Source organism: Pseudomonas sp. NPDC096917 (assembly GCF_044762555.1).
GTDB lineage: Bacteria > Pseudomonadota > Gammaproteobacteria > Pseudomonadales > Pseudomonadaceae > Aquipseudomonas.
Map to the genome: position 1 here is coordinate 383,112 of NZ_JBIWEO010000001.1, position 23,400 is coordinate 406,511.

The following is a 23,400-nucleotide window of genomic DNA, read 5'->3' on the forward strand; positions in this document are numbered from 1 at the left end:
TTAGTGCACCCGATCTGCGTTTTTTCGCGCAGATCGGCGTTGCAGCGCTGGAGTCATGCTTGATATTCGCGGATGATATGGCGCACTTTCGGCACCGCTAATGGCGATGTGCCCAACGAATTTTTCGAGAATCACACTGTGGCGTGCCTTGCGGCGGCCACCTGGATGGAATGATGAACGTTCTGCGCCTTCCTTTAATTGCGTTGCTGGCCGGTGTGCTTGGCCTGGCGGGGTGCAGCGTGCACCAGCCAGCGTCCCTGTACCAACTGGACAGCGGCAACCCCGGCCAGCCCAAGCAAAGTGCTGGCATGGCGGTGGTACTTGGCCCGGTGATCGTGGCTGATTACCTGCAACGTGAAACCCTGCTGCAGCGTCAATCCGATGGCAGCCTGAGCGCGGCCACCGATGGGCGTTGGGCGGGCAGCTTGTCGTCAGACATCGACCAGTTATTGGTCCGCCAGTTGGCGTGGCGTCTGGACAGTCAGCGCGTGGTATTAGCACCTGCGACAGCCGGCTTTGCTCCGGACGTGCAAGTGCTGTTGTCGATCACGCGGCTGGACTCGGGTAAAGACCAGCCTGCGACACTGGATGCGCAATGGCGCTTGCTTGACCGCCGCGGCCAAGTGCGTGACAACCGCATGGTGCACCTGCAACAGCAGCACGACGGCAGCACGGCTTCGCAGGTCAAAGCCCAGGGCGAACTGTTGCAGCAACTGAGCGAGCAATTGGCGACGGCCCTCAAGCCGCTGGCCAATCAGCCGCCACTGATTGAGCTGCCTAAGCCGCAAACCCGACCTGCGCCCAAACAAGAAGTAAACAAGCCTAAGATTCCGATGGCTGCACCAATTCGCACAGACATGGAAGTGTTCCGCTTCTGAGGCGGCTGCCAGACACAAAAAATCCCGCACATGTGCGGGATTTTTTTTGCAGATCAAACGCTACAGATTGCTGTCACTTGTAGCCGCTGACGAGGTACGAGGCTGCGATGCGGGCCACAGGGCCGTCGCCGTTCAGGGTCGCTTCGCAACCCATCGCAGCCTCATGAGCGGTCGCCAGCCAGGGTTTACCCGCGATTCTCATGCATCCGCGCCAGTTGGCGTTCGAGCATGGATGGGTAGGGCTCCATCAACCGCTCAACGCAGCAGGCACCTTCGGGGCTGGCAATCGGGCGAATGCGGGCGCGTTGACGGATCAACGCGTCGTCGCTGATTTTGCGCTCCACCAGCAGCAGGTTGCGGCTGTGTTGCGACAGCGCCAGGGCGTCTTGTGCCGTTTCAGTCAGCAGCAGGTCGATCTGGCTTATACCGCTGAGCCCTTCACCCAGCACCAGGCCCAATTGAAGTTGCAAGGTGATGCCGCTGTCCGCGACTTCGATCTGCAAGGCGTGGCCCAAGGCTCGCAACAACTCGCCGCAGCAAATAGCGTTGGTCAGGTAGTCGTCGCCGCTGTCTTCGCTATGGAACAACATCAGCGTGCTGCCATCGTTCAAGGTGTGCAGCTCGCTTTGGTACAGCGACGCCGCCTGGTTCAGGCAGTCGCGATAACGCTCCAGCAGTTCCATCAAACGGGCGCGTGGCAAGCGACGCAGTTGCTCTTGTGCGCCCAGTTGCACGGCCAGTACAGCACTCGGTTGCGGCGCAGCAGGCTTGACCGGTTGTGCTTTGACCTGCGCAGCAGGCGCGACGGCTGTTGTGGTGGAGTCGCGCAAATCAGCGAACGGGTCTTCGTCGTCGTTCTCGTCTTCTTCGGTGCTGATCACTTGGCGCGGTGCCGCTTTGGGAGTTGGCACGGCGGGAGCTTCATCAAAGCCTGGATCACGCAGGTTGCGCACTTCGAAGGCCGGTTCGTCTTCTTCGGCTTCTTCTTCGGTGTCGTATTCCGGTTCTGGCTCGGGCTCCGGCTCAGGGGCCGGTGGGGCCAGGCGGGTGTGCAGCTGACGGGCCAGATCACCGATCTCATCCTGGCGATTGATGGCCGGGGTGTACGGGTCGGGCTCACGCAGCCAGACACGCAACTGCAATAAAGGCGTCGTAATGTTCCTGCCCAAACGCAAGCTCAGTGCCAGCGCCAGCGCCAGTAAAATAGCGCTCAAAATGCCCATGCTCTGCAAGCTGATGGTCATCGGCTGCTCGAACTGGTGCATGTCCAGGCTGATGCGCAAGTGCCCGGCCGTTACATCCTGAAAGGTAATTTTGGTCTGATACACGCCTTCGGTTTCGCCCAGCAGGCTGCTTTTTGGGCGTTGGCCGGCTTCGGCGAGGATGCGGTTATCGACGCTAAAAATGGCAGCGTGCGCCACCAGCGGGTTTTTGGTCAGGTTGTTGAGCAGCACGTTGAGGCTGAGGATGTCATTGGACACCAGCAACTCGGTCGCAGACGTGGCTGTTTGTGTGGTCAGGCTCTGACCCAGCGCATCGGCTTGCTCGTGCATGGCCTGTTTGAATTGCAAGCCCATCACCACGGCGTAAATGACCAACGCCAACGCGACCAGAATCACGTTGTGGCTGGCAATACGCAGAGCAATCGGAACGCGTCTATCGCGAAGGGCCCGGAAGATCAGCAAGAAGAAGTTATCGGTTTTTACAGGCGATGGCCGGTTCACTGAGCGCGGCTCTTAGTCCGTTAAGTTGGTGCGCAGTATAGCGAGCAGCCCAGAGGCGGCAAAGCCTTGGCGATGCCCGATGGTCACTGAAAGTGGGTAGAATGCGTTTTTTTTAGCGAATGGGGGTGTGCCTTGCGCGAAATCGTCCTGATAAACATCACCGGTGAAGACCGTCCGGGTCTCACTGCGGCCATCACCGGCGTGCTGGCCAGCAATGGTGTGAATATTCTCGACATCGGTCAGGCCGTCATCCATGGCGTTTTGTCGCTGGGTTTCCTGGTGGATATTCCCGAAGCCGAGCAAGTGTCCGCAGTGCTTAAAGACCTCCAGCCGCTGATCGCTCATGAGGGGCTGCAACTGCGTTTTGACCCGATTACCGAAGATCACTATCAGCGTTGGGTCAGCGAGCAAAGCCAGAAGCGCCACGTCGTGACGTTGATGAGCCGTCAGGTGACCGCCCTTGAGTTGCAGCGCGTGACCTCGGTAATCAGCCAGCACGGGCTGAACATTGAGCAAACCGATCGCCTGTCAGGCCGTGTACCGCTGGATGCGCCCACCCAGTTGAGCAAAAGCTGCATTGAGCTGCGTGTCGTCGGCGAAATGGCCGACATCGACGCCCTGCGCGCAGCGTTCTTTAACCTGGCGCAAGAACTCCAGGTCGACATCGCCTTGCAGGAAGACACCCTGTTCCGTCGCAATCGCCGTCTGGCGGTGTTCGACATGGACTCCACGCTGATCGAAGCCGAAGTGATCGACGAACTGGCCAAGGCCGCCGGCGTGGGCGATCAAGTGTCGGCCATCACCGAGCGTTCGATGGCCGGTGAACTGGACTTCAAGGCCAGCTTCAAAGAGCGTCTGGCGCTGCTTAAAGGTCTGGACGTGGGCGTGCTGGACTCCATCGGTGCGTCGTTGCGACTGACCGAGGGGGCCGAGGTGTTGTTTGCCGAGCTCAAGCGCCTGGGCTACAAAACCGCGATCTTGTCAGGCGGCTTTACTTACTTCGCCAAGCAATTGCAGGCCAAGCTGGGTATCGACTATGTCTTCGCCAACGAGTTGGAAGTGGTGGATGGCAAAGTGACAGGCGTGGCGGTTGAGCCGATTGTTGATGCACAACGCAAGGCAGACTTGTTGACTGAGCTGGCACACAAGGAAGGTTTGATTCTGGAGCAGACCATTGCGGTCGGTGACGGTGCCAATGATTTGCCGATGCTGGCCATTGCCGGTTTGGGTGTGGCGTTCCGCGCCAAGCCGCTGGTTAAAAAGTCGGCTAAGCATGCGATCACAACCTTGGGTCTGGACGGTGTGCTGTACCTGCTGGGCCAGCGCGACCGCAACAGTCAGGGCTAAACAGAACGTGTAGTCGCTGCCGAAGGCTGCGATAAGGGCTCAAGCCCTTCGCTTTTAGCGGGGACGCTTCACGACCCATCGCAGCCTGCGGCAGCGACTACAGGTTATTCACCGATCTTCTGGCCCATCATTACCGGCGAGCCGGCGCTCAGGCCTTCGGCCCATTTCACGTGTTCTGGGCCAAACAACACGATGGCCGTCGAACCCAGTTTGAATCGACCCAACTCGGCCCCTTTGTCCAAATGGATCGGCGCACGGGCCGCTTCGTCGTAACGGAAGGTTTTCAGCTCGCGCTTGGGTGGGGTGACCAGGCCGGCAAACACCGTCTCAATCGATGCCACGATCATGGCGCCAACCAGGACCACGGCCATCGGGCCGCGTTCGGTATCAAAAATACACACCGCACGTTCGTTGCGTGCAAACAGCTCCGGCACGTTTTCGGCGGTGGTCTGGTTAACCGAGAACAGACGGCCCGGTACATAGATCATTTCGCGCAGGGTACCCGCCAGTGGCATGTGCACGCGGTGGTAGTCCTTGGGCGACAGATAAATGGTGGCGAATTCGCCGCCCATGAACTGCGAAGCCACGGCGGCATCACCGCCCACCAGTTCCAGCACGCTGTAGCTGTGGCCTTTGGCCTGGAACACACGACCGTGTTCAATCGGGCCCAATTGGCTGATTGCGCCATCGGCCGGGCTCAGGATTGCCCCCGGGGTTTGGTCCAGCGGGCGAGCGCCGTCTTTCAAGGCGCGGGTGAAAAAGGCGTTGAAGTGCTCGTACGCGGTCACGTCCTCAACCAGCGCCTGAGACATGTCCACTTGGTAACGCTTGGCGAACCAGGTGGTGAACGCATTTTTAAACCAGCGCACGCGGCATTCAGCAATACAGCCGGCCAGACGCGACAGCAGGTGATGCGGCAACAGGTACTGACTCAGAAGAAACAAACGCTTATTCATGCAAAATCCTTAGTGTTTTTCGGGCAGTTCAACGGGCGTGTCGGGGTGGTTGCCCCATTCGCCCCAAGAACCGGCATAGCCTTTCACGCGCGGATAACCGAGCGCTTTGGCGACCAGATAAGTAAAGCCAGAGCGGTGGTGAGTCTGGCAGTGGGTAATCACTTCTTTGTCCGGCGTGATCCCAAGGTCCTTGAGGACTTGGGCCATGTCGGTGCGAATGCGCAGGTTGCGGTTTTTATCCATGCCTGCAGTCCATTCAAAATTCGTGGCGCCGGGGACGTGTCCGCCCTTGGCCGCCAGCACTTTTTCGCCGCGGTATTCGGCCGCGCTACGCGCATCCCAGATCGCCAGATCGGCGGCGCCGAGACGGCTTTGCAGGTACTCGCGGGTCGCGGTGGGTTCATCGTGCAAGGTCAGCACAACCCGGCCGCGAGCAGCAGGCGGTACGTCTTGCGTGACGTCATAGCCCTCGCCAGTCCAGGCGCAAATACCGCCGTCCAGATAGTGATAAGCACGGTGCCCGATCACATCCAGTAACCAGATAAAACGCCCGGCCCAGCCGCCGCCTTCGTCGTCATACACCACGTATACCGCGTTGGGGTTGTGCCCCAACTCGCCAAACAGCGCTTCAAGCGCGGCCTGGGTCGGCAGCAATCCCGGCGCTGGCGTCTGCCCCAGTTGCGTGCGCTTGGGGTCGACAAAATGAGCACCCGCAATATGCCCGGCTTTGTAGCACTCAACGCTGGTCAGGCCGACCACGATCAGGTTGGGTGCATCGAGCCGCGCGTGCAGCTCGCGGGGTTCAATGACTAACGGCAAGCCAGAGAAGTCAGGCATGTGTTCTCCAGAGCAAAAAAAGGGGCGAATTGTAGCGCAAGCGTTAGCGCCCGCGGGTAGTAAAGGTGTTTAGCGCTTTCTCGATGCATTGCGCGGTTTTACCAAACGCTTGCACGCTGGTTTGCGAAAACGGCCCGCCGTCCTGGTCGGCCAGCACCAGCATCACCACGCGCCCGTTATTGCTCAGCGAGCGTATCAGCAGGTGCTCGCCGGGGAACAGGCTGCGCAGGCTGTCGGGCAAAGCCGCAGAAATCACGGCGTTGTTTTCGGGCGTCAGGCGTACTTGCGCCGGTTGCGCCATCAAGCGTTGCAAGGCCGTACTGTCGCTGACATTCAAGGTCATGTCGAACGCTGTTTTTGGCACGCCCAAGAGTTGAAACGCACGCAGGACGCTCGACGTCTTATCGGCCATCAGCAGGATAATCCTACGCATGCCGCACGCCTGTAGTGCTTCACGTGCGCAAAGGGTGAGGTGCATGGGGTTGGCAAAGGCACTCGGTTCTTCGAGGAGTTGGCCGCAGAACTTGCGCCACGCTTGCAGTGCTTGCGCCGAAGGCGGTGGGGCAGGCTGGCCGTGGGTGTTTGCGCGCCGCGTGTCCCAAGGCATGAGCAGCCCCAGTGCCGGGTGCCAGAGCTCGGGCATCGAGTGATAGCGGGCGCTGCTCGCGGCATTCTGGTGCACCTGTTGCTGCACTTCATGCAGTGGCAACTGCAGATACAGGCTGCTCAGGTACTGCCAGCGCAGATTGTGCGGCGAGTCCCAGCCCTGTTGGGCCGACAGCGCCAGGCCGTTGGCCAGCAATAGACTGTTAGCGGGGTGATTCAGCCAGCGGCGCAGTGCCGGCTCGGCATCCAGATGCTGCTGCTGGAGCAGCGGTTGATGGATGTCGCGGGCGATGTGCAGCACCTTGATCAGCGTGCGCTTGTCATCCGTGATCACCGCGTAACCCTGCATCACCCAGTCGGGCAGCCGCCACAACTGGGCCAGGGCACGGCAGATTTCAAACAGGCGCACCCCAAACAGGGCGTGTTCAACCGTGCGGGCGCACTCACCCTTTTGAACCACCCGCGCTTCCCATTCTTCGAGTTGTTTGGGGTAGCTCACGGCCATCGGCCACAGCGGCGAGAAGAACAACAAACTGCCCCAGTACACTTCTTGCCACAACCGCGCGAGACGATTGCCAAACAGGCCGATGCCTTGCTGCGCGGCATGCTGGCTGATGAGCTGAACTTGTCGCAACGCGACTGGGATTTCTTCGGTGGGCAGCACGGGCATCTGTTCAAGCAGCTCTTGGGTGCGCTTTAAACCCAGGCGATTAATGGCCACCTCAAGACTTTCGGCGGGTTCACTGAGGCTGCTTTTCGCGTGTTGATTGGCTTCACGGATCAGGTTGAGGGCGAGTGCCGGACTGTCTTGCATGACTTCGGCAATTTCGCGCAACGAGCGGCGACTGTCGCTGATGGTTTTGCACACCCGCGCATGGCTTTGCTGCGGGATCGGCAAGGCAACCGCGTCGAGGTGAGTAACCCACGCATCCAGGGTGCAAGGCTGTTCAGTCTTTTCAGTGGTCATGATGGGCGCGCGGTCATCATCAATGTAAGTGGAAATGAATATTGCACCGCCCCATTCATCGCACAAGTTGTTGATGTTGCTGTTCTTGACAGCGTCTGCAATTTCTTGGGTTTTCTTGCGCAAAAGATGTGCGGTGGGCGATGCAGAACATGGTTTTTCTGCTTCAACGACTATAGTCTGGCGCACAAATGCCGATAAGGAGTGAAAGAGTTTTAGCTACGCTGGAATGTGCCCTGAACCCGACTCAATAAGTACCTTATTAACTATGGCTAAAATTATCGGCATCATCGTCGTATTTGCGAGTGTTCTCGGCGGTTACGTGCTTTCCCACGGCAAGATCGGTGCGCTGATTCAGCCTTTCGAGGTCATGATCATTGGCGGCGCTGCCTTTGGTGCCTTTCTACAGGCCAACCCCGGCTACATGACCCTGCACGTGATCAAAAAATCACTGAGCATGTTCGGTTCGCGTTTCACCCACACTTTCTATCTGGAAGTGTTGGGGCTGGTGTACGAGATCCTCAACAAGAGCCGCCGCGAAGGCATGATGGCGATTGAGGCCGACATCGAAGACGCGGCGGCCAGCCCGATTTTCGCCAAATACCCGACCGTCTTGAAAGACGAGCGCATGACTGCGTTTATCTGTGATTACCTGCGCATCATGTCGTCGGGCAACATGGCGCCCCATGAGCTGGAGGGGCTGTTCGACATGGAGCTGTTCAACCTCAAGGAAGAACTCGAACACCCTTCACACGCCATCACCGGGATCGCCGACGGTATGCCGGGCTTCGGTATTGTGGCCGCGGTGCTTGGCATTGTGGTGACAATGGCCTCGCTGGGTGAAGGCGACCAGGCGGCCATCGGCATGCACGTGGGGGCGGCGCTGGTGGGGACCTTCTTCGGTATTTTGGCGGCCTATGGCTTCTTTGGTCCTTTGGCGACCTCGTTGTCACACGATGCCAAAGAAGAACTCAACGTCTACGAGTCGATCAAAGCGTCGCTCGTGGCCTCGGCCTCGGGCATGCCGCCGTCGCTGGCAGTCGAGTTTGGTCGAAAAGTACTCTACCCCAAGCATCGGCCGAGCTTCTCCGAGCTGGAGCAAGTGGTTCGCGGTCGCTGATTTATGGAAAACAATCAGCCGATCATCATCAAGCGCGTCAAGCGCTATGCCGCAGGCCATCACGGTGGCGCCTGGAAAATCGCTTTTGCGGACTTCGCAACGGCGATGATGGCGTTCTTTCTGGTGTTGTGGCTGATGACAGCGGCCACCCCGGAACAAAAAATCGCCATTGGCGGTTATTTCAAAGACCCGATCGGCTTCACGGAAAGCGGTACGCCTTACACCATCGACCTGGGCGGTACGCCAGCGCTGGCGCCGGACAACACCCTCAACCCGGAAGAAAAGCTGCAACCTCAGCCCGACAAAATCAAAGTCGATGCGGATCAGATTCAAAGCATGGCCGAGCAGGTTGAAAAAGAGCGCCTGGAGCTGTTGTTGCAAGAACTGCAAAACAAGGTCGAAGAAAATCCACAGCTACAAAAATTCAAGGATCAGTTGCTGTTCGAAATCACGCCTGACGGTTTGCGTATCCAAATCATGGATGCCGAAAGCCGCCCGATGTTCGATGTTGGCAGTGCGCGCCTCAAACCCTATTTCGAAGATATTTTGCTGGCCTTGGCCGATACCATTAAAGCGGTGCCGAACAAAATCAGCATCAGCGGCCACACCGACGCCATGCCCTATGCGGGCACGGGTGACTTTGGCAACTGGGAGCTTTCGGCCAACCGGGCCAATGCCGCGCGGCGTGCGTTGGTGGCAGGCAGCTACCCCGATAACCAAGTGGCGCGGGTTGTGGGCTATGCGTCATCGGCGTTGTTCGACAAAACCCGGCCGAACAACCCGGTCAACCGGCGGATCGACATCGTGGTACTGACCAAAAAGGCCCAGCAAGCGATTGAGGGCGAGCAAGGGCCTGACCCGGTCAAGGCACAAACACTGCCCAAGGCGCTGGTTGACCCGATCAAACTGCCAGCCGACCAACAGCCGCCACCGATGCACGAAGAGCGTCAGAAACTGAACTTGTTTGATGACAAAGCGCCAGCCACCCAATAACGCCTCTGTGCAGGAGCGAGCAAGCTCGCCCCTACGGGATTTGCGCGGGCCTGTGTGAGGAGCTAGTGGCTGCTTTCCGGCAAGCTCGCAATGATCGAGCGATAGCTGTTCATGCGCTGTTGCTGCACGCGGCCATCTTCCAGCGCCATCAACAATGCACAGCCCGGCTCGCGGTCGTGCTTGCAATCGCGGAAACGGCAGCGACCGATCAAATCGTTGAACTCGATAAAGCCTGCTTCCACATCCGCTCGGCTCACGTGGCCCAGGCCAAACTCGCGAATACCCGGGGAGTCGATCAACTCGCCACCGCCTGGAAAGTGGAACAATCGCGCCGTCGTCGTGGTGTGCGTGCCCTGACCGGAAATTTCCGACAGTGGTCCCACCCGCAGGTTGACCTCAGGCAGCAAGCTGTTCACCAGCGATGACTTGCCCACACCCGACTGACCCACGAACACGCTGATGTGGCCGTCCAGTTGCGCTTGCAACTGCTGCATGCCATCGCCGTGGTGCGCGGACACTTCGAGCACCGGGTAGCCCAACTGACGATAAACACCCAGCAACGCATTCAGCGCAGGGGCGTTTTGATCGTCGATCAAATCCGCTTTGTTGAGCAGCAACAGCGGACGAATCCCTGCGTGCTCGGCGGCGACCAGGTAACGGTCGATCAGGTTGGCGTGCGGCTCGGGCATCGGCGCGAACACAATCACGATCATGTCGACGTTGGCGGCTACCGGCTTGAGCTGGCCGCGGCTGTCGGGGCGGCACAGTTCGGTTTTACGCGGCAACTGGGCGACGATAACGCCGATACCCTGGTTGCCCGCGCGCCACACCACCGTGTCGCCTGTTACCAGTGCGGGCAGGTTGGCGCGCAAGTGGCAACGAAACATCTGGCCTTTCAGATCGCCTTCCTGGGCTTCGACTTCGACCTGCACACCAAAGTGCGCGATCACCAGGCCGAGTTGCTCGGGGCCTAAGTCGCCGCCTTCAAGCGCTTCGACGGCACTGGATTCGCGTTTGGCAGCGCGGGCAGCGCGCTCGCCCTGGATCTTTTCGATGCGCCAGTTTTGGCGACGATTGAGCTGGCGTTTGGCCATGGGTGTTCCGTGTTGATAAAACGATAAGGAGGGTAAAACGCTGGCGAGTTTAGCACGAGGGCCGGGTGCCTAAGCTAAACTGCGCGACTAAGCTCTGGAGGCCTTTATGAACAACGCGCAGAACCTGATCTGGATCGACCTGGAAATGACCGGCCTTGACCCGGACAACGACGTCATTATCGAAATGGCCACCATTGTCACTGACAGCGAACTCAACACCTTGGCCGAAGGCCCGGTCATCGCCATCCACCACAGCGACGACGTGCTGGCGCGCATGGACGAATGGAACACCCGTACCCATGGCGGCAGCGGCCTGATCCAGCGCGTCAAAGACAGCACCACCAGCATGGCCGAAGCCGAAGCACAGACCATCGCCTTCCTTGAACAGTGGGTGCCCAAAGGCAAATCGCCGATCTGTGGCAACAGCATCTGCCAGGACCGGCGTTTTCTGTACACCCACATGAAAGCCCTCGAAAGCTACTTCCACTACCGCAACCTTGATGTGTCGACCCTCAAAGAACTGGTTGCCCGCTGGGCGCCGCAAGTGCGCGACAGCCTAGTGAAAAAAGGCACGCACCTGGCACTGGACGATATTCGTGAGTCGATTGCTGAGTTGCAGCATTATCGCAAGCACTTTATTAAGTTTTAATTGTCCATGTTTGAGCCCATTGCGAAAGTGCAGTGGGCTTGTTTTTTAATGACTTCCTCTCGTTTGCTTAAGTTTTATTGCCAGCATTTTATAGTAAGTTTCTACGCCAAGTGAATCGGCGGCGTTCATATTTGTAGGTGTGTGGTTTGATAGGTTGATAAGGAAGGTTGAAAATTCGCTTGGTGAGACGCCGGGGGTGTCTTCAGCTATAAAGTTGGCTATTTGCATCGCTGGATGATAATTTTTATTGAGTCGATGTAAAGATTGGGAGTCTGTAGTTCGCGAGGCAATGTGGCTCATGACGTTTTTATAAACGGTGGTTTCTAGTCTGTGCAGTTCGCTGCCAGTAAATGTATCCAGTGTTATACCAATTAAAGTTTTAGGGTTTTTGTTTAGGGTCGAGATTTCCGGATAACTGAGAACCTCGATGAAGGGGTTTGACGATTTTCTTGCTCTCATGTAGTCATTGACAAATTCGATTTGTGTCTCAAGTTCAACCTCTGGTATTCCTTCTCGTGTGAGTTTTCGTAGTGAATTTTCTTGGGCTTTTTTTAATGAGCTTCTGCTTCGTGCAATCACCGTGCTAAGTGTTTTGAATTTAATATGTCCAGTCGGGTCGCTATATGTAATAGGGTTTGTGCAGTACGCATACGCATTAATGCCCCCTTTCCCAAAAGGGCTCCAACTGTCCGGGCTATTAAAACGCATGAGTACCGGATTAAATGCGCGATAGCCATTGCCTAATAAATAGTGCCCCGTCACAGGGTCTGAGCGTTCACCATTAAAGCCCAGCAAGCTCAACAATCCATTGCCGGGGTCGGTGTGACCGTAAGCGGTATACGCCGCTGTTCGGTGAGTTTTACTGCTCACTTCAGTTAATACTGAACACTGTGTGTCTGTGGCCAGCAATGTTGTGTCAATTGCTTTGCCATCGTGTGAGCGCTGCGCCAGCAATTGGTCGCCGTGTTGAAAAATACTGTGCCGGTTCAGGCCTTGAATCTCCGTGGCCAAGCGCGATTGATTATAAAAACGTCCGATACTGGTTTGGTCTGAAGACTGGCTGCGGCTCAGGCGATCCAATGGGTCGTAGTGGTAATTGCATAAACGCGTTGAACTGTCCTTTTGCATGATGTTTCTCCCAAGAGGTGAGAGGCCAGTGTTTGTGATGGATAGCCTCTTGCCTAGCTAGCAGATCTGCTAGGTCAGTAGATGCCCCCTTTTGGTGCCTGCACCAAGTGAGTAGACTGCGCGCCTTCCTGCAAGGATCGCTGCCATGTTGCTGATGCTCTATTTAGTTGCCATTACTGCCGAAGCCATGACCGGCGCGTTGTCTGCCGGGCGTCGGGGCATGGACTGGTTTGGTGTGGTGCTGATTGCCTGCGTCACCGCGCTCGGCGGCGGTTCGGTGCGCGATGTGCTGCTGGGGCATTACCCGCTAACGTGGGTCAAACACCCGGAATACCTGGTGCTCACCACCTTTGCCGCGCTGGTGACGATTTTTATCGCACCGCTGATGCGCCATTTACGCTCGCTGTTTTTGGTACTCGATGCGCTGGGGTTGGTGGCGTTTACCCTGATCGGCTGCATGACCGCCCTGGAAATGGGCCAAGGCATGCTGGTGGCGTCAGTCAGTGGGGTGATTACCGGCGTCTTTGGCGGCATCCTGCGTGACATCTTCTGCAATGACATCCCGTTGATCTTTCGTCGTGAGCTGTATGCCAGCGTTTCATTTGCGGCCGCGTGGTGCTTCTTGCTCTGCACTTACCTGAACATGCCCAACGAACAGGCGATTTTCGTCACCTTGTTCGGTGGGCTTTTGCTGCGCTTGCTGGCGATTCGCTTCAGTTGGGAAATGCCCAAGTTCGTGTACAACGACGAGCATTAATCGGCCAGCAGCGAGTCCACCAGGCCGCGGGCCATCTCCATGCTGTGAATCACGCGCCACAGCTGTTCGGCTTCAAGGCCAGAGAGATGGGCGCTGATGTCGTCGGCGTTCAGCTCCGCGCCTTTTAACAGCAATGACACCTGCATCAGTGCATCTCGTGCCGGAATGCCGGGGTTAATGGTGTACAGCCGCGTGCAGTGATGGGCACTGGTGTGGAAGGCGTCGAGGGGTGGGTCGGGGACTAGTTTGTTCATGCGAGAAACTCCAAACGTTGGAGCTGCCGTCAATCCGCTGTCAATCGGAAAGGGTGGCAGCTATGTGCGGGTTGACAGACCGAGGAGTCTCGCGAACTCGGCGCACCCGAAGATGCCCCGCACATGGCCGCCATAACACAGTAGTGGTCATGCGAGATCAGACGGTCTGTCAAAACCGGTCACTGAAATCAGTGACCTGGCGAGACTATCCGCACAGTTCCAGCGCCACAAGGCGGTGGGGATTCTCTCGGATATATCCCGCAAGGGAAAGGGAAATATCAGGTTAAGACGTTGCTGTTTGTGTGGGATGTAACGCCCTGAGATGTAGTTGAAAACGCTTTAATAAATCCCTCTTCATTACTGAACACTCCTACACGGTGCGTAGATGATAAGGAGTGGTTGTGCGCAGTTATTTAACTATTCTAAGGGGGCGGTTAATTAAAAACAGTTAATTAAACAGGGAGGGTTTAGGTTTATATCATGGATGAATTATTGGATTCTGCGCTATCGGCGCAAACAAATCAGATTGTAGGTGTGGCTACTTTTGAAGTTGTGTTTGATTCGGCCCCCGGTACGGCTATCAAAAAAATATACGCCAACGGGCGGATGCAAGCTCGCGTGATCGTGTGTATTAGTTGCCATGATTCGGAGGGGCGAGAAGTTCGTCCTACACCCGAGATAGTAGAATCACTTAAATTAATTGAATATTTAGGTGGCGCTGATCTTGGTTCACCCTGGAGCGTCTCTGAAACGCCTAATAAATACAGGCATGAAATGTCAGGTGCGGGTGGCCGTAGTCGCCGACACATTGGCGAATTTGACGATAAGGTCGTACGAATTCAGCGCTGGGTCAGTTGTGAGCAGCTCGATGAAAAGCGGATTGCCGCAGCCATCACGTTGCCTAATGGCAGGCTTGTCAAAAGCAATAACCCGAGCGGGCCGTTTGGAGGCAGCGACAGTTCTGTCACCCTCGAAGCCATTGCACCTGTCCAATATGGTTTTGAAAATTTTCGATTAACTAAAGTCGAGGAGTTTTCTGGAACGGCCAGATCAATTTACAGGTGGTACTTGGGGTTGTATCTCGGTGGTGTAAAAGTACCGCTTGCAGGGTGGTTTTCCCCTGGGTTTGATAGCGACAGTGAAGTGGAAATTTACTGTAATCCCTGGCGGCAAGGAACATGGGGGTACCCCCAATACATAGTGTGCGCTATCGCTGATGATCACCATGGAGCGATAGATGTGTGGCTGCCAAAAGATCCGGCAGACCACAGTGGGCGGGTCAAGGAGAACTATTTAATTAAGGTCAACGATAGGCCGGGTGAAATTTCGTTGGTCCAGGGCTTCTCGGGGTGGACCGACAGACGTGTGCCGGCCAAGACTCAACCATTTACGATGACGGTATTGGATGATTTTGGTACCGCTCATAACTTTCAAATTGTCACTAACTCGAACAGTTTTGAACTTGAATTAAAGTAGGCTCGCCGTTTTTAAAACAATGGCAGCGTGCTTGTAAATTACTTATTAAATGGACGTTATATATGTCGGATGTGGAAGGCGAAGAATTGTATTCAAATGCTTTTAATTTCAGCAGCTTCCTGTTGGGAGGTGTCGATCCGCGAACGGGTATTTATAGTTGCACGCTGTCATTGGGGGAGATCACTTCGCACGCACTGAATGGTCCCTCTTTGCCCATTAATTTTCACTTCAATCCGCTCAACCCCTTGGACCGCGGTTTTGGCAAAGGTTGGACGCTGGCGTGTACGCGTTATGACCGCGCGGCTAAATGTTTGACGCTGGTCAGTGGTGAAACCTGTAAAACGCTGGAGTTACCTGCTGAAGTCCAGCTCGTTGACCAAAAAATTGAGCGTTTCAGGCTGGGCAAAACCGAAGAAAACCGTTTCATCCTGTCGACCGTTAATGGTCAGCGTGAAGAATTGTGCAGGGTGGGCCAGAGCAGCGTAGCCGTATCGCAGCGTATATGGGCAGCCAATGGGGCAAGCCTTGATCTGGAATACACGCTCTTCAACGGCCAGCCAATGCTTGCAGCCGTTCGTGATAGCCAGCGTACGTTGCTGTCGATAACGCGCACTGGCGCCGGGGTACAGCTCAAGCGATACCCCGACACAGATCAAGAAGCCCGTTTTGATATCCGTTTCACCAATAACCGTATCGTCAGTATTACGCTGCCCTGCGCAGGCCGTTGGGATATTGGTTATCAGGTCATTGATGGCTTGACGTATGTATCGCGGATTTTCTCGCCCATGGGGGCTGTTGAGCGCGTCAGCTATAAAAAAGCGGGATTGCGCTTTCCGGTAGGAGCCGGCCGCGCGGCAATGGCGTCGGTGGCAACCTATACGGTGTTTCCAGGTAATGGGCAGCCAGCCATCCATAAGAGCTATCGTTTCTCGGACCAAAACTTTTTGGGCTTTGGCGCCCCCGGTGTTTCAGCGTCAACGGCCAGCGATGCACTCTATAAATTGGCTGGGGACTACAACTACACGTCCTACGAGACCCTGCTGCGAGATTCCAACAGTTATCAGGAGACGGTGCGTACCTATAACAAGTTTCACCTGTTGGTGTCTGAAGTCCGCCGTTGCGGTGCGAAAATCACCTCCCAGCTGTTTGATTATTACTATGAGCCAGGCAAAAGCTTTGAAGAGCAGCCTGCTCAATGCCGTTTACCAAAGCGCTCGGTCATGCGCTATGAAGACGCCATTTCGAAGCGCTCGCGAGAGGAGGTCACGCAGTTTGAATACGATAATTTCGGGAATGAAATCAGGCGAGTGGAGCCCGGTGGCTTAACCACGTTGACTGAGTATTTTGCAACTGAAGGCGGTGTTGACTGCCCGCCAGATCCGCTCGCGTTTGTCAGGTTTCCTCGCCAGAGAACGGTATTTAACCCCGCAGACTCACAGTCTGGCAGCAGCATCACGCGCTACCGGTATGCGAGCTCCCCGCTGCTTGAAGGCTATTCAATTGCTTCGATTGTTCCTGTGCGCGAACAGTTTTATTTGCGCGGCGAACAGGGCGAGCATTTATACGAACAAATCGATTATGAATACGTTAACGCGCCCCAGGCGCCTGACCTCCATGGCCGCTTGTCGGCCAAGACGTCGACGCTCAACGCTTTGGCTACCCGGCAAACCTATACCTACAGCGTCAACAACCTGGCAGTGAGTGTTAAAACTGCGCTCACGGGGCACGACGCAAAGAGCGCCGCGAGCACGGTTGTCTATGCAGCGCTGACGGGCAATTGCCTGTCGACCCAGGAAGAAGGCAAGGCGCCTGTTAGTTACGAATATGACGCGTTGGGGCGTGTGACCCGCGAAACAGTGTCGCAAGGTACGGCCTATGCGGCGCATACCGTACGCGTTTATCAATTGCCGCAGGCAGAGTCTCAGTACCCCACGCTATTGGTGACCGATGTTAATGGCATGCGGCAGCGGGTGACTTATGACGGTATTGGCCGTGTCTGCACGCTCGAAGAAGAGGATGAGGTAGACGGTTCTGCGAGCGGCATCCCTTTGCGGGTCGTTAAAGCGAATACGTACAACAGTTCTGGCCAGCTTCAGAGTGAAACAGCCACTGACTGGCTCAATGGAGCCCCTCTGGCCCAGCGCACCCGCTATGAGTATGACGATTGGGGCAAGGTTAAAACCATTCAGGGCCCAGATGGTTTGCATGACTACATCGAGCGAGAGCAAGAGCGGTTATGTGAAACCCGATGGAAGCAGGGGCATGGCAAAACCGTGACGTTTTTCAATGAGCGGGGCAAGCCTGTGAGTGTCGAGTTGTTCGACGTGGAGGGGGTTAGCCAGGCTAAGACGACCCATGCCTATGATGGTTTTGATCGGTGCACACAACAGACAGACCCCGCAGGCAACGTGACCTCCTTTCACTACGATGCGTTTGGGCGTCTTAGTCGAAGTACGTTGCCAGATGGCAATGTGGTTGAAACCCGTTATGCATCCTTTAGTCATGACGCTCTGCCTGTAGAGATTCGCGTGGCTGGCAAGACCTTGGGCAGCCAAACCTTCGATGGACTGGGGCGATTGATCAGTGCCGTGACGGGCGGGCGGGAGGTCAGGCACGAATACGTAGGCTCGGGGCACGCGCCCACGGCCATCATCCAGCCTGATGGTCGACGTGTTACACACCAATACGAGCCTTTGCTGGATGGGCTTTTGACCCGACGTACGCAGGCCGATCAAATCTCGAACTATGCCTATTACCCTCGGTCGGGGTTGATGTCGGAGTGCTCCGAGCAGGGCCGCGTGGGAACTTTCCAATATTCGCGTGCCGGTTGGCTGACCCATGAGCGATGGGCTTTACCTGGGCACGCTTATGAAACAACCAACCGCTATTCGTTGGGCGGGCGTGTCTTGAGTCATGTAGACGTGAAAGGGGAAGAACACCGTTACGAGTACGACGCTGCGGGTCGTGTTAAGTCTTTCAGGCACACGCATTTGACTGCTGAGTTCACGTACAACGCGCTAGGTCAGTTGCATGTGATAAGCGCGACGGATGCATCATCGCAGCAGTTGAAGACTACGCTGAGCTATGACGCGCTGGCGCGTGAAGTGCAGCGAGTGATCGAACTTGTTGGCAGTGAGTCCTATACGTTAACAACCCGCTACACCAAGGCCAGCAAGGTGGCGCAGCGCACCCTGGTTGGCGCGACCGGTATGCTTCGGGACGAGAACTTCAGTTATGACTCGCGGGGCAGGCTAGAAACCTACCGCTGCGCAGGTACGCACCGCCCGCTTGACGTTTTCGGCAAAGAGATAGTGGGGCAACGGTTCACGTTTGACGCGTTTGACAATATTGTTTCGCTGGAAACCCAGTTCCCGGGGGGAGTAAACACCACCACTTATACGATGAGTGAGCGTGATCCGACCCAATTGATCGGCCTCCAGCACTCTCATCCGGATTACCCGGCGGCGATCACGCTGCGTTATGACGCCAACGGCAAACTGCTAATCGACACTCAGGGCCGTAGCCTGGGTTATGACGGGCTGGGCCGTTTGAGCGAAGTCTCAGTGGCAGTGAGTTCGGTCATCCGGCGTTATGGGTATGACGCCCGGGATCGGTTACTTGAAATGACCGACAGCGAGCAAACATCCACGCATCTTTTTTATCGAAATGATGCCGTCAGCAGTGAAGTCAGGGGCCCTGATGCGGCGACTTTCTTCCGGCTGGGGGATGTATTGCTGGGGCAAGGCTTGCATGGCTCGCTTGATCAAACAGTGTTGTTGGGTGTTGACCATCAAAATACCGTCTTGGCCGAGGCGGCACCTTTACGCGCTGTCACCTACACACCCTATGGCGCGCGCACGGCCCAAGATGGCCTGCAGAGTTTGTTAGGGTTAAACAATGAGCGATTTGACTCGATCACCGGGTGCTACTTATTGGGTAATGGTTATCGCGCTTATGATCCGCTGCTGATGCGTTTTCAAAGCCCTGACAGCCTTAGCCCGTTTGGTGAAGGTGGTCTCAATCCTTATGTGTATTGCTTGGGTGATCCGATTAATCGCAGTGACCCCACTGGGCACTCTTCGTGGCAGGCCTGGTTGGGTGTTGGCCTTGCAGTGTTTGGTATTCTTGCGAGCATTCTAAGCTTCGGCGCCGCGACTCCCTTGGCGATTACCGGGTTGGTGGCGGGGGTCGCCAGTGGCGTAGCAGGTATCGCGGGAGCCGCAGTACAGGAGTTGTTTCCGAACTCGGGCGCGGGGGATGTGCTGGGTTATGTGAGTTTAGGCTTGGGGCTTTTATCGTTAGGGGCTGGGCTCGCGGCCTCGACGAAAGCATTCAGTCAGTGGGGTAACCGCATGAATGATGCATTTAAACAAGGCCTCTCTGGGAGGGGAGGAGCAAAGGCGGCAAAGCAGATGGCAAGGTTAAATCCGGCAGAGGAAGAGTCTTCGTTCAAGTGGAACCTTATCAGGCCCAAACCGCGAAATATAAAGCCCGACTTGAGCGATAGCGCAATGCGTGATTACGAGGCGTTCATTGACGCGATTGATAAGGAGAACCTTCACCCTAAAGTTGCCGCTGAGCGAATAGGTCAAGCGAAGTACACCCAATTAAGCCGTAAGTCGAATCAATTTGAAGTGCGCATTGGCGGTAAGGACCGCGTGACGTTTTTACTCCGTAAGGCCTCTGTAGAGATTAAACAAGTCGGGGGCCACACTTGAGTTAAGGCCAGGGGCTGTTTGCCGAGTGGCGTGTTGTGCCAACGCCCACTCCACATGCTCTTGCACCAAAGCCGATGGGTAATCGCGCCGCGCTTTCAACGCTTCCAGCACGGGAATGGTTGAAGGCGCATTGCCCAAACCCACCGCCAAATTGCGCAGCCAGCGTTCGTAACCGGCCCGGCGCAGGGGCGAGCCTTCGGTGTTGCTCAAAAACTTGTCTTCATCCCACATAAACAGCTCAGCCAACCCGGCGTTGTCCAGGTTATGCCGGGGCTTGAAGTCGCCCTCGGCGGTGGTGCGGGCAAAGCGGTTCCAGGGGCAGACGATCTGGCAGTCGTCGCAGCCAAACACCCGATTGCCAATCAGCGGGCGCAACTCTTCGGGGATCGCGGTTTTCAGTTCGATGGTCAGGTACGAAATGCAGCGTCGTGCATCCAGCACGTAGGGGCCGACAAACGCGTTGGTCGGGCAAATGTCCAGGCACGCCGTACAGCGCCCGCAATGTTCCGTTTCGTGAGGTTCATCTACTGGCAGCGGCAGATCCACAAACAGTTCGCTCAAGAAGAAGTAACTGCCCGCCTTGCGATTGAGAACCAGGGTGTTTTTTCCGATCCAGCCCAGCCCGGCTTTTTGTGCGATGGCTTTTTCCAGCACCGGGGCGCTGTCGACAAAGGCACGAAAACCAAACGGGCCAATATCTTTCTGAATGCGGTCGGCCAGTTGCTGCACACGCTTGCGGATCAGCTTGTGGTAATCGCGGCCCAGTGCGTAGCGCGACACGTAGGCTTTTTCGGGTTGGGCCAGCAATTGCGCCATGTGGGTGTCGCCGGGCAGGTAGTCCATGCGCAACGACACCACGCGCAGGGTGCCGGGCACCAGTTCTTCGGGGTGTGAGCGTTTGCTGCCGTGGGCGGCCATGTAGTCCATGTCGCCGTGGTAGCCAGCGGCCAGCCAGCGCTCCAGATATTGTTCGTGTTCCCCCAGATCAAGGCCGGCAATGGCGACTTGTTGAAAGCCCAGCTCGCGGCCCCATTCCTTGATGGACTGAGCAAGAGCGGGGAGGTCGGTAGTAATAGCAGGCATGAGGCAAGAGAAACCGGAGCTGAGATGCGTATAATTCTGCCAGACATCGGAGCCCGACACGTATGCCGCAGACCAAACACCTGTTTCCTGAACCCCAGCCACTGCTCGCAGACGCCCTGCCGCGACTGCCTGCGCGTGCCCCAAGCGCGCACAAGGGCCAGTTCGGGCATGTGCTGCTGATTGGCGGCGACCGTGGTTTTGGCGGCTCCATTACCCTCAGTGCTCAGAGTGCGCTGCGTTGTGGCGCTGGCCTCGTGTCGCTGGCGACTCGACCAGAGCATGTGCCTGCGGCCTTGACCCGTTTGCCTGAGGTGATGACCTTGGGCGTGCTGTCGGCGAACCAGTTGATGGGCGTGTTGGCGCAAGCCTCAGTGGTCGTGGTTGGACCGGGGTTGGGGCAGGCCGCATGGGGGCGTAGTCTGTTGTCGGCGGCGGCTCAAGCAAAAATGCCTCAAGTGTGGGATGCCGATGCGCTGAATCTGTTGTCCAACGCGCAGTTTGATTTACCGCCGGGCTCGGTGCTCACGCCGCACCCTGGCGAAGCCGCGCGTTTGCTGGGCCTTAGCACTGAACACGTGCAGGCCGATCGCCCGGCTGCGGCTCGGGCGCTGGTTAAAAAATACTCAGCGGTGTGCGTCCTTAAAGGGGCGGGCACGTTGATCGCAGGCCTGGATGGCGAATTGGCGCTGTGTACACACGGGCATCCGGCAATGGCGACGGCCGGTTTGGGTGACGTGCTGGCCGGTGTGCTCGGCGCGCTGTTGGCGCAGGGCATGACGGCATTTGATGCCGCGTGCCTGGCGGTGTGGTTGCACGCCCGTGCAGGGGAACAACAAGGGCAATTGGGCCGTGGGCTGGCGGCCAGTGATTTGATTCCAGCCATTCGTCAGTTGTTGGAGGAGCAAGCACCGTGTCTGAATTAGTACTGCTATTGGCTGATGAAGCGGCCATGGTCGCATTGGGCGGGCAGTTGGCTCGCATCACCCAAGGACATGGCGTGATTTTTCTTGAAGGAGACCTGGGGGCAGGTAAAACCACCCTGTCACGCGGCATTATTCGCGGCCTTGGGCATGTGGGGGCTGTAAAAAGTCCTACATTTACATTGGTGGAGCCTTACGAGATTGGTGAAGTCAGGGCATTCCATTTCGATTTGTATCGCCTGGTCGACCCTGAAGAGCTGGAATACATGGGTATCCGCGATTATTTCGAAGATGACGCCTTATGCCTCATCGAATGGCCCGATAAAGGTGCAGGCTTTTTGCCAAAGCCTGACCTGACCATTACCATTAGCCCGCACAACGCCGGGCGCTCGCTGAAGGTGTCGGCACAAGGCCCGCGTGGCGAGGCTTGGTGTGAGGCGTTGGCATTGGAATTCAAATAATGATGGGGTTTGGTATGCGCTTTCGCGCGTTGGTCAGTGTCGCCGTAGGTCTGTTGCTGAGTGTCATGGCGGTGAATGCCGTGGCAGCGACACAAGTGAAAAGCGTGCGTTTGTGGCGTGCTCCAGACAACACACGGCTGGTGTTTGACCTGACTGGCCCGGTGCAGCATAGCGTCTTCACGCTGACGTCACCTGATCGTCTGGTGATTGATATCAATGGCGCGACCCTGGCCGGGCCTTTGAATGTACCCACGGCCAATACGCCGATCACCAGCATGCGCTCGGCGCAGCGCACCCCGACTGATTTGCGGGTGGTGATCGACCTCAAAAAACCGGTCACGCCCAAGAGCTTTGTACTGGCGCCAAATGCCCAGTACGGCAACCGTCTGGTGGTCGACCTGTTCGATCAGGGAGCCGATGTTGCCCCAAGCTTGCCTGCCACCACTGTGGCCAAGGTCCCTGTGGTTCCGGTGACGCCTGCGCAGCCCGATCTCAAGCTGGAGCCAGTACCGAGTGGCAAGCGCGACATTATTGTGATGATTGACCCCGGCCACGGTGGCGAAGACCCGGGTGCTTCCGGTTCGGGGGGGCAGCACGAAAAAGACGTGGTGCTGGCGATTGCCAGAGAATTGCAACGCCAGGTCAATGGCATGAAGGGCTTTAGAGCTGAGTTGACCCGTAGCGGCGACTACTTCATTCCGCTGCGTGGCCGTACCGAAATCGCCCGTAAGAAGGGCGCTGACCTGTTTGTGTCGATTCACGCCGACGCCGCACCGTCCAAGGCGGCCTTTGGTGCGTCGGTGTTTGCGTTGTCTGAACGCGGTGCGACGTCTGAAACCGCACGCTGGTTGGCTGACAGCGAAAACCGTTCTGACTTGATCGGCGGTGCGGGCAACGTGAGTCTCGATGACAAGGACCGGATGCTGGCGGGCGTGTTGCTCGACTTGTCGATGACCGCCTCGCTGACGTCAAGCCTCAACGTTGGGCAGAAAGTGTTGAGCAACATTGGCCGGGTCACTCCGTTGCACAAGCAACGTGTTGAGCAAGCCGGATTTATGGTGCTCAAGTCGCCCGATATTCCATCGATCCTCGTCGAAACCGGGTTTATCTCAAACTCCAACGAAGCATCCAAGCTGGCGTCGAGCAGTCACCAGCAAGCGCTGGCGCGTTCGATCAGCAGCGGCGTGCGTCAGTTCTTCCAGCAAAACCCGCCACCGGGCACTTACATTGCCTGGCTGCGTGACACTGGCAAGATCGCCCAAGGCACCCGCGAGCACACCGTGCGCCCCGGCGAAACCCTGGCGATGATTGCTGTGCGTTATCAAGTGGGCGTGGCGTCGCTGCGTTCCAGCAACAACTTGAGAACCGATGAGCTGAAAGTTGGCCAAAATCTGAATATTCCGGCCACCGACTTGGTGTCCAAGCAATGAGTGAA

Annotated in this window: 19 protein-coding genes; 11 read left to right on the forward strand and 8 right to left on the reverse strand. The window is 56.9% G+C overall.

Annotated features, from left to right (window positions below):
• Nucleotides 1-173 precede the first annotated feature (173 nt).
• Nucleotides 174-878, forward strand: coding sequence for a membrane integrity-associated transporter subunit PqiC (locus tag ACIQYF_RS01705; protein ID WP_402855918.1), 705 nt, complete (start codon nucleotides 174-176; stop codon nucleotides 876-878).
• A 185-nt stretch (nucleotides 879-1,063) separates the two neighbouring features.
• Here ACIQYF_RS01705 and ACIQYF_RS01710 read toward each other — a convergent pair whose 3' ends face one another.
• Entirely contained in the window at nucleotides 1,064-2,602 is a 1,539-nt protein-coding gene (locus ACIQYF_RS01710; RefSeq protein WP_402855921.1) for an AhpA/YtjB family protein, read from the reverse strand.
• Between the two features lie 132 nt (nucleotides 2,603-2,734).
• Here ACIQYF_RS01710 and serB point away from each other — a divergent pair, with 132 nt between their 5' ends.
• A complete protein-coding gene (gene serB / locus ACIQYF_RS01715) occupies nucleotides 2,735-3,949 on the forward strand; it encodes a phosphoserine phosphatase SerB (protein ID WP_402855924.1) in 1,215 nt (404 codons plus the stop codon).
• Between the two features lie 104 nt (nucleotides 3,950-4,053).
• Here serB and asd read toward each other — a convergent pair whose 3' ends face one another.
• The 3 genes from asd to ACIQYF_RS01730 are packed head-to-tail and all read right to left on the reverse strand — an operon-like array spanning nucleotide 4,054 to nucleotide 7,315.
• Entirely contained in the window at nucleotides 4,054-4,905 is an 852-nt protein-coding gene (gene asd / locus ACIQYF_RS01720; RefSeq protein WP_402855927.1) for an archaetidylserine decarboxylase, read from the reverse strand.
• 9 nt (nucleotides 4,906-4,914) lie between these two features.
• Complete coding sequence (locus ACIQYF_RS01725; RefSeq protein ID WP_402855930.1) at nucleotides 4,915-5,742, reverse strand: rhodanese-like domain-containing protein; 828 nt, start codon at nucleotides 5,740-5,742, stop codon at nucleotides 4,915-4,917.
• 43 nt (nucleotides 5,743-5,785) lie between these two features.
• Entirely contained in the window at nucleotides 5,786-7,315 is a 1,530-nt protein-coding gene (locus ACIQYF_RS01730; protein WP_402856184.1) for an HDOD domain-containing protein, read from the reverse strand.
• Nucleotides 7,316-7,580: 265 nt separating this feature from the next.
• Here ACIQYF_RS01730 and motA point away from each other — a divergent pair, with 265 nt between their 5' ends.
• Both motA and motB read left to right on the forward strand, forming a co-directional pair.
• Entirely contained in the window at nucleotides 7,581-8,432 is an 852-nt protein-coding gene (motA, locus tag ACIQYF_RS01735) for a flagellar motor stator protein MotA (protein WP_402855933.1), read from the forward strand.
• Between the two features lie 3 nt (nucleotides 8,433-8,435).
• Nucleotides 8,436-9,425, forward strand: a complete 990-nt coding sequence (gene motB / locus ACIQYF_RS01740; RefSeq protein ID WP_402855936.1) for a flagellar motor protein MotB — start codon at nucleotides 8,436-8,438, stop codon at nucleotides 9,423-9,425.
• 62 nt (nucleotides 9,426-9,487) lie between these two features.
• Here motB and rsgA read toward each other — a convergent pair whose 3' ends face one another.
• The gene (gene rsgA / locus ACIQYF_RS01745) at nucleotides 9,488-10,519 is read right to left on the reverse strand and encodes a small ribosomal subunit biogenesis GTPase RsgA (protein ID WP_402855939.1); all 1,032 of its coding nucleotides are present in this window, start codon (nucleotides 10,517-10,519) and stop codon (nucleotides 9,488-9,490) included.
• 106 nt (nucleotides 10,520-10,625) lie between these two features.
• On the opposite strand from rsgA, the gene orn reads away from it, so the two are divergent.
• Complete coding sequence (gene orn / locus ACIQYF_RS01750) at nucleotides 10,626-11,168, forward strand: oligoribonuclease (RefSeq protein ID WP_402855942.1); 543 nt, start codon at nucleotides 10,626-10,628, stop codon at nucleotides 11,166-11,168.
• Between the two features lie 45 nt (nucleotides 11,169-11,213).
• Here orn and ACIQYF_RS01755 read toward each other — a convergent pair whose 3' ends face one another.
• A complete protein-coding gene (locus ACIQYF_RS01755; RefSeq protein WP_402855945.1) occupies nucleotides 11,214-12,296 on the reverse strand; it encodes an RHS repeat-associated core domain-containing protein in 1,083 nt (360 codons plus the stop codon).
• A 145-nt stretch (nucleotides 12,297-12,441) separates the two neighbouring features.
• Here ACIQYF_RS01755 and ACIQYF_RS01760 point away from each other — a divergent pair, with 145 nt between their 5' ends.
• The gene (locus ACIQYF_RS01760; RefSeq protein ID WP_402855948.1) at nucleotides 12,442-13,053 is read left to right on the forward strand and encodes a trimeric intracellular cation channel family protein; all 612 of its coding nucleotides are present in this window, start codon (nucleotides 12,442-12,444) and stop codon (nucleotides 13,051-13,053) included.
• Here ACIQYF_RS01760 and ACIQYF_RS01765 read toward each other — a convergent pair.
• On the reverse strand, nucleotides 13,050-13,307 hold the full coding sequence (locus ACIQYF_RS01765) for a DUF3077 domain-containing protein (protein WP_402855951.1): 258 nt from the start codon (nucleotides 13,305-13,307) through the stop codon (nucleotides 13,050-13,052). The genes ACIQYF_RS01760 and ACIQYF_RS01765 overlap by 4 nt on opposite strands.
• 480 nt (nucleotides 13,308-13,787) lie before the next feature.
• Between ACIQYF_RS01765 and ACIQYF_RS01770 the strand changes: the two genes are divergently transcribed.
• Together ACIQYF_RS01770 and ACIQYF_RS01775 are read left to right on the forward strand one after the other, a co-directional pair.
• Nucleotides 13,788-14,783, forward strand: coding sequence for a hypothetical protein (locus ACIQYF_RS01770; protein ID WP_402855954.1), 996 nt, complete (start codon nucleotides 13,788-13,790; stop codon nucleotides 14,781-14,783).
• A 62-nt stretch (nucleotides 14,784-14,845) separates the two neighbouring features.
• The gene (locus ACIQYF_RS01775) at nucleotides 14,846-19,501 is read left to right on the forward strand and encodes an RHS repeat domain-containing protein (protein WP_402855957.1); all 4,656 of its coding nucleotides are present in this window, start codon (nucleotides 14,846-14,848) and stop codon (nucleotides 19,499-19,501) included.
• Here ACIQYF_RS01775 and queG read toward each other — a convergent pair.
• Nucleotides 19,451-20,584, reverse strand: coding sequence for a tRNA epoxyqueuosine(34) reductase QueG (queG, locus tag ACIQYF_RS01780; RefSeq protein ID WP_402855960.1), 1,134 nt, complete (start codon nucleotides 20,582-20,584; stop codon nucleotides 19,451-19,453). The two genes, ACIQYF_RS01775 and queG, sit on opposite strands and share 51 nt — an antisense overlap.
• A 62-nt stretch (nucleotides 20,585-20,646) precedes the next feature.
• On the opposite strand from queG, the gene ACIQYF_RS01785 reads away from it, so the two are divergent.
• Genes ACIQYF_RS01785 through ACIQYF_RS01795 form a run of 3 tightly spaced genes read left to right on the forward strand, consistent with a single transcriptional unit; the run spans nucleotide 20,647 to nucleotide 23,395 of the window.
• Entirely contained in the window at nucleotides 20,647-21,507 is an 861-nt protein-coding gene (locus ACIQYF_RS01785) for an NAD(P)H-hydrate dehydratase (RefSeq protein ID WP_402855963.1), read from the forward strand.
• Nucleotides 21,495-21,965, forward strand: a complete 471-nt coding sequence (gene tsaE / locus ACIQYF_RS01790; RefSeq protein WP_402855966.1) for a tRNA (adenosine(37)-N6)-threonylcarbamoyltransferase complex ATPase subunit type 1 TsaE — start codon at nucleotides 21,495-21,497, stop codon at nucleotides 21,963-21,965. Before ACIQYF_RS01785 ends, tsaE begins: the two co-directional genes overlap by 13 nt.
• Nucleotides 21,966-21,967: 2 nt before the next feature.
• Nucleotides 21,968-23,395: an N-acetylmuramoyl-L-alanine amidase gene (locus tag ACIQYF_RS01795; protein WP_402856187.1), complete on the forward strand. Its 1,428-nt coding sequence runs from the start codon at nucleotides 21,968-21,970 to the stop codon at nucleotides 23,393-23,395.
• The last annotated feature ends 5 nt before the right edge of the window (nucleotides 23,396-23,400 follow it).

What these genes read in the sequence shown, in the direction of transcription:
- ACIQYF_RS01705 (WP_402855918.1), top strand. Translation starts at nt 174, where the DNA reads ATGAACGTTCTGCGCCTTCCTTTAATTGCGTTGCTGGCCGGTGTGCTT.
- ACIQYF_RS01755 (WP_402855945.1), bottom strand. Translation starts at nt 12,296, where the DNA reads ATGCAAAAGGACAGTTCAACGCGTTTATGCAATTACCACTACGACCCA.
- orn (WP_402855942.1), top strand. Translation starts at nt 10,626, where the DNA reads ATGAACAACGCGCAGAACCTGATCTGGATCGACCTGGAAATGACCGGC.
- motA (WP_402855933.1), top strand. Translation starts at nt 7,581, where the DNA reads ATGGCTAAAATTATCGGCATCATCGTCGTATTTGCGAGTGTTCTCGGC.
- ACIQYF_RS01775 (WP_402855957.1), top strand. Translation starts at nt 14,846, where the DNA reads ATGTCGGATGTGGAAGGCGAAGAATTGTATTCAAATGCTTTTAATTTC.
- ACIQYF_RS01730 (WP_402856184.1), bottom strand. Translation starts at nt 7,315, where the DNA reads ATGACCACTGAAAAGACTGAACAGCCTTGCACCCTGGATGCGTGGGTT.
- ACIQYF_RS01770 (WP_402855954.1), top strand. Translation starts at nt 13,788, where the DNA reads ATGGATGAATTATTGGATTCTGCGCTATCGGCGCAAACAAATCAGATT.
- asd (WP_402855927.1), bottom strand. Translation starts at nt 4,905, where the DNA reads ATGAATAAGCGTTTGTTTCTTCTGAGTCAGTACCTGTTGCCGCATCAC.
- ACIQYF_RS01765 (WP_402855951.1), bottom strand. Translation starts at nt 13,307, where the DNA reads ATGAACAAACTAGTCCCCGACCCACCCCTCGACGCCTTCCACACCAGT.
- ACIQYF_RS01760 (WP_402855948.1), top strand. Translation starts at nt 12,442, where the DNA reads ATGTTGCTGATGCTCTATTTAGTTGCCATTACTGCCGAAGCCATGACC.
- ACIQYF_RS01725 (WP_402855930.1), bottom strand. Translation starts at nt 5,742, where the DNA reads ATGCCTGACTTCTCTGGCTTGCCGTTAGTCATTGAACCCCGCGAGCTG.
- ACIQYF_RS01795 (WP_402856187.1), top strand. Translation starts at nt 21,968, where the DNA reads ATGGGGTTTGGTATGCGCTTTCGCGCGTTGGTCAGTGTCGCCGTAGGT.
- queG (WP_402855960.1), bottom strand. Translation starts at nt 20,584, where the DNA reads ATGCCTGCTATTACTACCGACCTCCCCGCTCTTGCTCAGTCCATCAAG.
- rsgA (WP_402855939.1), bottom strand. Translation starts at nt 10,519, where the DNA reads ATGGCCAAACGCCAGCTCAATCGTCGCCAAAACTGGCGCATCGAAAAG.
- motB (WP_402855936.1), top strand. Translation starts at nt 8,436, where the DNA reads ATGGAAAACAATCAGCCGATCATCATCAAGCGCGTCAAGCGCTATGCC.
- ACIQYF_RS01785 (WP_402855963.1), top strand. Translation starts at nt 20,647, where the DNA reads ATGCCGCAGACCAAACACCTGTTTCCTGAACCCCAGCCACTGCTCGCA.